We start from the raw sequence: 3,707 nt of genomic DNA on the forward strand, positions 1-3,707 counted from the left end.
CGGGATCTTCAAGGCGTCGGCCGCAGCGATGCCCTGCCAGCCGAGGACGAACGGGGAGGCGAGGTGGACGACATCGGGGTCGAAATCGCGCAGCAGCGCGGCGAGTGTCGCTGCTCGGGCGAAGACCACACGCACGTCGGGATAGGAGGGCAGGGGGACCGATCGCATGAGCGCCGTGCGGGCGCCGTGCAGGTCGGCGTCGACCTCGCCGGCCTTCGGAGCGATGACCAGCGTCTCATGTCCGTGGTCGGACAGATGGCGCAGGACGTGGAGGACAGACCCGGTCACACCGCTCATGTGCGGGAGGAAGGATTCCGCAAGGATCGCGACTCTCACGACTCCAGGGTGAGGCTCGCAGCCCGCGACGTGAGACGTTCCCCGCCGTCGTCGCCGACTGTTCACCCGATGCACCTCGGCACGTCACCCGACCGTCGGCGTTCCGTCGCCGTTCACCGGCGCCTGGTAGTTCTTCGCGCATGCTCGACGACATGCTGGCGTCCCTCGCCGCGAGCCCGTGGGCCCTGCCGCTGCTGTTCGCGCTGGTCATCGGCGACGCGTTCCTCGTGATCGTCCCCGGTGAGGCGTCGGTGACCGCGTTCGGAGCGCTGGGAGTCTCGACCGGGCAGCCGCCGGTGTTCGCCGTCGTGCTCGTCGCCGCGGCTGCGGCATTCGCCGGCGACGCCATCCTGTATGCGGTCGGCCGCTTCTCCGGCATCGAGCGTCACCGGTGGATGCAGACGCCGCGCGTGCGCTCGGCGATGTCGTGGGCTCACGCACGCCTCGACCGCAGCATGGCGGTGATCGTCTTCACCGCACGATTCATCCCCTTCGCTCGCCTCGCGGTGAACCTGACCGCGGGCGCCACCCGCGTGTCCGCACCGCGGTTTCTCACGGTGGCGGCGATCGCCGCCACCGGCTGGGCCTCGTACCAGGCGTTCGTCGGCGCCGTGGTGGCGCTGCTGGTGCCGGGGGGACCCGTGGTCGCGGTCGTCGTGTCCATCGCGATCGCGCTCGCCCTCGGCGTCGCCGTCGATGTCATCCTCGCGGCGCGGCGGCGAGCGGCGCCGCGATGAACCTCACTCGCCGGCAAGACCTCCCAGGAGGTGACCGAAGGAGCGTCCTTCTCCGAGGTAGGTCGCCGGGTCGAACGGATCGGCCGAGCGAGCGACCGGTCGCGACGCGATGGCCTCGGCGAACTCCGTGGCCCCTCGGGTGATCCGACTCGACAGGGACGCCGCGTTCCCGTCTGCGCCGCCCCAGTCCCCCGATGCGGCGAACACGCCGGTCGACACGGGCTGGGTGTGCAGGTACGCGAACACGGGTCGGATGGCGTAGTCGATCGCGAGGGAATGGCGCGGCGTGCCGGCATTGGCTCCGATCAGCACGGGCTTGCCCGTGAGCGAGTCCGGGTCGAGCACATCGATGAACGACTTGAACAGGCCCGAGTAGCTGGTGGAGAAGATCGGGGTCACGGCGATGAGCGCATCGGCCGACACGACCGCGTTGATCATCGCCTCGAGCTTCGGAGGCGCGAAGCCGGTCAGCAGGTTGTCCGTGATCTCGTGGGCATGGTCTCGCAGCTCGAACGTGTCGACGTCGGCGGGGATCTCCCGCGAGCGCAGCTGATCCACCGTTGCGCGTGCCAGGCGATCGGCGAGCATGCGGGTCGAGGACGGGTTGGACAGGCCGGCCGAGACGACGGCGATGCGGCGCGGGAGGGTGTCGGTCATCTCACGCCCCCTGTCGTGCCGCAGCGGCGCCGAAGGACGAGCCCGCCGCCGCGGGGACGTCCCGGTAGGGGCTCGGGCCCGAGAGGTTGTCGCCCCGGTTCGCGCGAGGCCGGGCCTCGCGGGCTCCCCCGGCCGCGGCGACGCGTGCCGCGTGCGTGGGAGCGTCGGGCACGGCGGCGGGTCGGTTCTCGGCGAGTTCCCGGCGCAGGACGGGCACGACCTCGCCGCCGAGGATGTCGAGCTGCTCGAGCACCGTCTTCAGGGGCAGACCCGCGTGATCCATGAGGAACAGCTGGCGCTGGTAGTCGCCGTAGTGTTCGCGCATGCCCGCGTACCGGTCGATGACCTGCTGCGGCGACCCGACGGTCAGCGGCGTCATCTGGCTGAAGTCCTCGAGCGAGGGACCGTGCCCGTAGACGGGGGCGTTGTCGAAGTACGGGCGGAACTCGCGCACGGCATCCTGGGAGCTGCTGCGCATGAACACCTGGCCGCCGAGCCCGACGATGGCCTGCTCGGGGCTTCCGTGGCCGTAGTGGGCGTACCGCTGACGGTAGAGCGCGATGAGCCGCTGATAGTGCTCCTTCGGCCAGAAGATGTTGTTGGCGAAGAACCCGTCACCGTAGTAGGCGGCCTGTTCGGCGATCTCCGGCGTGCGGATCGACCCGTGCCACACGAACGGCGCGACGCCGTCCAGGGGTCGGGGGGTGGAGGTGAAGCCCTGCAGCGGCGTGCGGAACTGACCTTCCCAGTCCACGACGTCTTCGCGCCAGAGCTTGTGCAGCAGCGCGTAGTTCTCGATCGCGAGCGGGAGTCCCTGGCGGATGTCCTTGCCGAACCACGGATAGACCGGCCCGGTGTTCCCGCGGCCGAGCATCACATCGGCGCGGCCGCCCGAGACATGCTGCAGCATGGCGAAGTCCTCGGCGATCTTGACCGGGTCGTTCGTCGTGATGAGGGTCGTCGCGGTCGAGAGCACGAGGCGTTCGGTCTGCGCCGCGATGTAGGCGAGGGCCGTCGTCGGCGACGACGACCAGAACGGCGGGTTGTGATGCTCGCCCAGCGCGAAGACGTCGAGCCCGACATCTTCGGCGTGACGGGCGATCGTCAGTGTCGCGCGGATCCGCTCCGCCTCGCTGGGGGTCCGACCGGTCGTCGGGTCCTCGGTGATGTCGCTCACCGTGAAGATGCCGAACTGCATTCCAGGCCACGTGGTGTCGTCCACGATCTCTCCGATCCTCCGGATGCGGGTGGCATCCGATTTATGCAAGTGAATGTATCTTGTGGAACGCCGTACGCTCCAGGGTATTCCCGGCGATAGGGTGTCCTTCTCGACATGAGCGCTGCCATCACTCCCCCGCCACCCGCGACCGGATCCGTCCGAACGTCCTCGGGCAAACGCCGCGTTCCCTTCTGGGACAACGCGCGGTTCGCATGCATCGTGCTGGTCGTGCTCGGCCACGCGATCCAGCGCCTCACCTACGACTCCGACATCGCGCTGGGCCTGTATCTGCTCGTCTACGCCTTCCACATGCCGGCGTTCGCGCTCATCTCGGGATACTTCTCGAAGTCCGACCCTCCCGGCAGGCGCCAGATGGTGCGCGTCCTCACCGACATCGTGCTGCCGTATCTCGTCTTCGAGGGCCTGTGGACGATCACCAAGCTGCTCGTCGAAGGGCAGGCGAACCCCAACATCACGCAGCCGTCGTGGACGCTCTGGTTCCTCCTGGCACTCGCGATCTTCCGGCTCGTGCTTCCCTACCTCGCCCTCCTGCGCTGGCCGCTGCTGTGGACCGTGGTCATCAGCATCGGCGTGGGATATCTGCCGAACATCGACTCGACCTTCTCGCTGTCACGCACTCTCGGCCTGCTCCCCTTCTTCACCCTCGGATGGTGGGTGCACGAACGGGGTCTGGTCGAGCGCTTCGCACTGCTGCGCGTGCGGTGGTGGGTCACCGCCGCTTCGGTGGCCGCCTTCGC

General features: G+C 68.9%; 5 protein-coding genes. 2 read left to right on the top strand and 3 right to left on the bottom strand.

Annotated features, from left to right (window positions below; genetic code table 11):
- Positions 1 to 336, bottom strand: a 336-nt coding sequence (locus B4E30_RS04065) for a glycosyltransferase (RefSeq protein WP_286793613.1), incomplete at its 3' end; no start/stop codon positions are given.
- A gap of 140 nt (positions 337 to 476) precedes the next feature.
- On the opposite strand from B4E30_RS04065, the gene B4E30_RS04070 reads away from it, so the two are divergent.
- Positions 477 to 1,073, top strand: coding sequence for a DedA family protein (locus tag B4E30_RS04070; protein ID WP_194383394.1), 597 nt, complete (start codon positions 477 to 479; stop codon positions 1,071 to 1,073).
- Positions 1,074 to 1,076: 3 nt separating this feature from the next.
- Here B4E30_RS04070 and B4E30_RS04075 read toward each other — a convergent pair whose 3' ends face one another.
- Positions 1,077 to 1,730, bottom strand: coding sequence for an FMN reductase (locus tag B4E30_RS04075; protein ID WP_194383395.1), 654 nt, complete (start codon positions 1,728 to 1,730; stop codon positions 1,077 to 1,079).
- Between the two features lies 1 nt (position 1,731).
- A complete protein-coding gene (locus B4E30_RS04080; protein WP_286793621.1) occupies positions 1,732 to 2,928 on the bottom strand; it encodes an LLM class flavin-dependent oxidoreductase in 1,197 nt (398 codons plus the stop codon).
- Between the two features lie 135 nt (positions 2,929 to 3,063).
- On the opposite strand from B4E30_RS04080, the gene B4E30_RS04085 reads away from it, so the two are divergent.
- A partial coding sequence (locus tag B4E30_RS04085) for an acyltransferase family protein (protein WP_286793614.1) occupies positions 3,064 to 3,707 on the top strand: 644 nt, incomplete at its 3' end.

It is taken from the genome of Microbacterium sp. UBA3394 (genome assembly GCF_002358725.1).
Taxonomy (GTDB): Bacteria; Actinomycetota; Actinomycetes; order Actinomycetales; family Microbacteriaceae; genus Microbacterium; species Microbacterium luteum.